Genomic DNA, 3,999 nt, shown 5'->3' on the forward strand with positions numbered 1-3,999 from the left:
GCTGGATGGCGATGACCTTGCCGGTATCGGCATCGACGATCACGCGGTTGCCCCTGGCGTCGTAGTAGATGTCGAGATTACCGTCCTGGGCGACAAGGATGCCCCCGGTATCGGCAGCGCGGACAACCCTTGGCGCATTGTCCGTCGTCGGCGCGGCGAACGCCCCGGAAGACACAAGCCCGGCGGCTAGCGCCGAGAGGGCAAAGATCGTGCGGAACATGGTGGCCAAATTCTCCGGTCCGTAAATTTGCCGCCGCCGGCATTGTCTTCTGGCGAACCCCTTCGCCAGCAAACCAGTTACACCATCCTATGGTTCCAACATGAACCGGGCATGAAGATGGCGGTTTTCCGGCGCCTCAAGGAATATAGGCTAGCTTTCGGCAAGTCCCAATTCCTTGCGCGCCTGCCTGGTAAGCTTCAGGGCGACAAGGCGATGGCTCTCGCGCAGATAGTCCTTCAGCGCGGCATCATCCATGCTCTGGCTTGTCCGACGCTGGATCCATGTCATGCCGCGCGAGGCAAGATAGGGTGCGGGCCGTAGCCCCGGCTGTTCCTTGAGCACATCATAGGCGATATCGGAACATTTGAAGGTGACGAAGAGCTGCTGGCCATCGTCCCAGCCGCCGATCGCGAAGACCTTGGCCCCCACCTTCCAAACATGGGCGCCACCCCACTGGACGACATGGGTCGTCGAAGGCAGCGAGTCGCAGAAGCTGTTGTAGTCGTCCAGTGTCATCCCCACCCCACGTTTTATATAAAAACGCCGCGCGTCCAGGAAGGACGCGTGGCGCGGGATCAGGCTGCCGCTTCCGCCGCGACGATCGTCGGTTTGGAGCGGAAATTCAGCCGGTCGGAACCGGCTGTCACCTTGACGGTCGAGCCGTCGAGGATGTCGCCGAGCAGGATCTTCTCCGCCAGTGGGTCCTGCAATTCCTTCTGCATCACCCGCTTCAGCGGCCGCGCGCCATAGGCCGGGTCGTAGCCCTTGGCCGCCAGCCAATCCACCGCCTCCTGGTCCAGCGATAGCGTGATCTTGCGGTCGACAAGCAGGCTCTCGAGCCGCTTGAGCTGGATCTCGACGATGCGGCCCATATCCTGCCGGCGCAGCCGGTGGAACAGGATCACCTCGTCGACGCGGTTGAGGAACTCCGGCCGGAACGATGCCCTGACGACGTTCATCACCTCGTCGCGCACCAGATCGACATCCTGGTCCTCGGTGAGGTTGACGAGATATTCGGCGCCGAGGTTCGACGTCATGATGATCAGCGTGTTGCGGAAGTCGACCGTGCGGCCCTGGCCGTCGGTCAGGCGGCCGTCGTCGAGCACCTGCAAAAGCACGTTGAACACATCCGGATGCGCCTTCTCGATCTCGTCGAACAGCACGACCTGATAGGGCCGGCGCCGCACCGCTTCGGTCAGCGCGCCGCCTTCCTCATAGCCGACATAGCCGGGAGGCGCGCCGATCAGCCGGGCGACCGAGTGCTTTTCCATGAACTCCGACATATCGATGCGCACCATGGCGCTCTCGTCGTCGAACAGAAAGCTCGCCAGCGCCTTGGTCAACTCGGTCTTGCCGACACCCGTCGGTCCGAGGAACATGAACGAGCCGATCGGCCGGTTCGGATCCTGCAGGCCCGCGCGGGCGCGGCGCACCGCTTTCGACACAGCTTGCACCGCCTCGCCCTGGCCAACGACGCGCTTGCCGATCTCGTCTTCCATGCGCAGCAGCTTGTCGCGCTCGCCCTGCAGCATCTTGTCGACCGGAATGCCGGTCCAGCGCGAGACGATATGGGCGACGTGGTCGGGGGTAACCACCTCTTCGACCATGCCGGCTTTGCCGTCCTGGGCCTCGGCCTCCTTCAGCTTCTTTTCCAGTTCCGGAATCTTGCCATAGGCAAGCTCGCCGGCGCGCTGGAATTCACCCTTGCGCTGGGCAATGGCAAGGTCGTTGCGCGCCTCGTCGAGCTGCTTCTTCAGGTCGGCGGCGAGCCCGAGCTTCTGCTTCTCGGCCTGCCACTTGGCGGTGATCTCGGTCGATTCCTCCTCAAGGCCGACGAGTTCCTTTTCCAGGCGGGCGAGCCGGTCCTTCGAAGCATCGTCCGTCTCGACCTTCAGCGCCTCGCGCTCGATCTTGAGCTGCATGATGCGGCGATCGATCTCGTCCAGCGCCTCAGGCTTGGAATCGACCTGCATGCGCAGCCGCGATGCGGCTTCGTCGACCAGGTCGATCGCCTTGTCCGGCAGGAAGCGATCGGCGATGTAGCGGTTGGACAGCGTCGCCGCCGCCACCAGCGCTGAATCCGAAATGCGCACCTTGTGGTGCTGCTCGTATTTCTCCTTCAGGCCGCGCAGGATCGAAACGGTGTCTTCCACCGTCGGCTCGTCGACGAAAACCGGCTGGAAGCGCCGGGCAAGGGCTGCATCCTTCTCGACATGCTTGCGATACTCGTCGAGCGTGGTGGCGCCGACGCAGTGCAGCTCGCCGCGCGCCAGCGCCGGCTTCAGCAGGTTGGACGCATCCATGGCGCCATCCGCCTTGCCGGCGCCGACCAGCGTGTGCATCTCGTCGATGAACAGGATGATGTTGCCGCTGGCCGAGGTGACTTCGGAGAGCACGGCCTTCAGCCGCTCCTCGAACTCGCCGCGATATTTGGCGCCGGCAATCAGCGCGCCCATGTCGAGCGCCATCAGCTGCTTGTCCTTCAGCGATTCCGGTACGTCGCCATTGACGATGCGCAGTGCCAGGCCTTCGGCGATCGCCGTCTTGCCGACGCCGGGTTCGCCGATCAGCACCGGATTGTTCTTGGTGCGGCGCGACAGCACCTGGATGGTGCGGCGGATCTCGTCGTCACGGCCGATCACGGGGTCCAGCTTGCCGGCACGGGCATCCGCAGTCAGGTCGCGCGCGTATTTCTTCAGCGCGTCGTAGCCCTGTTCGGCACTCGCCGAATCGGCGGTGCGGCCCTTGCGGACATCGTTGATGACCTGGTTGAGCGCCTGCGCGGTGACGCCGGCCTTGGCCAATATGTCGGCGGTCTTGGCCGACTTTTCCATGGCGAGCGCCTGCAAGAGCCGCTCGACCGTGACAAAACTGTCACCGGCTTTCTTGGCCAGTTCCTCGGCGGTCGAAAACACTTTCGCCAGCGGCTGGGCCAGATAGAGCTGGCCATTGCCGCCCTCGACCTTGGGCATCGCTTCGAGCGCCGTCTCGACGCCAAGCTTGACGTCGCGGACGTTGCCGCCGGCGCGTTCGATCAGCGACGCGGCCAAGCCCTCGTCGTCGTCGACGAGCACTTTCAGGATATGTTCAGGGGTGAATTGCTGGTGGTTGCGGGAAAGCGCCATGGTCTGCGCGGACTGGATAAAGCCGCGCACGCGCTCTGAGTATTTCTCAAGGTTCATATCTGTCTCCTTCCATCACCGGCCCGCTTTGCGGCACCGGATCCGATTGCGGTGACGGACCCGCTCATTCGAGCCGGGTCCAGTTGAGGCTGATATGGTGCACAGGCGCTGAACCCTCAAGACGTCCCGATATCGGCAACCACATAATATTGCACGGCCGCCCAAACGAAAACGGCGGAGATTTCTCTCCGCCGCTCAATGCCTTGAAATGCCGTTGGGTCAGTTATCGATATCGACATTGACCGGTTGGGCGTTGCCGCTGTCGGCCGGGGCCGCAGCCACCTCGCCGGCGTCGGTCCCGGAACTGGCATTGTCACTACCGCCATCAACCTGATCGGCGTTGACGCGCGGGCGGCGCGGACGACGCGGACGACGGGCAGCACCGCTTTCGGCGGCCGCCTCGTTGAGTTCGGCCTGGGCGGCAAGACCTGCCGGGGAAAGGTTCTCGAACGACGGAGCCGGTTCGGCCGGCGCCACAGATTCGGTCGGCGAAACGGCTTCGCCCTGGACCGGGATCTCGTTGCCCTGGGGCTGACCACCTTGCTCGGCGGACGATGAAAAGTCGCGCTGGCCGTTCTGGCCCTAGCCGCCATTGGG

At 63.8% G+C, this 3,999-nt stretch carries 2 protein-coding genes and 2 pseudogenes; all 4 read right to left on the reverse strand.

Annotated features, from left to right (window positions below; translation table 11 throughout):
* Positions 1 to 220, reverse strand: a pseudogene (locus EN991_RS26275) (hypothetical protein); the annotation flags it as partial.
* Between the two features lie 150 nt (positions 221 to 370).
* Positions 371 to 736, reverse strand: coding sequence for an MmcQ/YjbR family DNA-binding protein (locus EN991_RS26280; RefSeq protein ID WP_013529465.1), 366 nt, complete (start codon positions 734 to 736; stop codon positions 371 to 373).
* 59 nt (positions 737 to 795) lie between these two features.
* The gene (clpB, locus tag EN991_RS26285) at positions 796 to 3,402 is read right to left on the reverse strand and encodes an ATP-dependent chaperone ClpB (protein ID WP_013529464.1); all 2,607 of its coding nucleotides are present in this window, start codon (positions 3,400 to 3,402) and stop codon (positions 796 to 798) included.
* Positions 3,403 to 3,621: 219 nt separating this feature from the next.
* Positions 3,622 to 3,999: pseudogene (locus EN991_RS26290) on the reverse strand (DUF4167 domain-containing protein); the annotation flags it as partial.

Source organism: Mesorhizobium sp. M7A.F.Ca.US.005.03.2.1 (genome assembly GCF_003997795.1).
GTDB lineage: Bacteria > Pseudomonadota > Alphaproteobacteria > Rhizobiales > Rhizobiaceae > Mesorhizobium > Mesorhizobium ciceri.

Coding starts and splice junctions, on each gene's coding strand:
- EN991_RS26280 (WP_013529465.1), bottom strand. CDS start 736: ATGACACTGGACGACTACAACAGCTTCTGCGACTCGCTGCCTTCGACG.
- clpB (WP_013529464.1), bottom strand. CDS start 3,402: ATGAACCTTGAGAAATACTCAGAGCGCGTGCGCGGCTTTATCCAGTCC.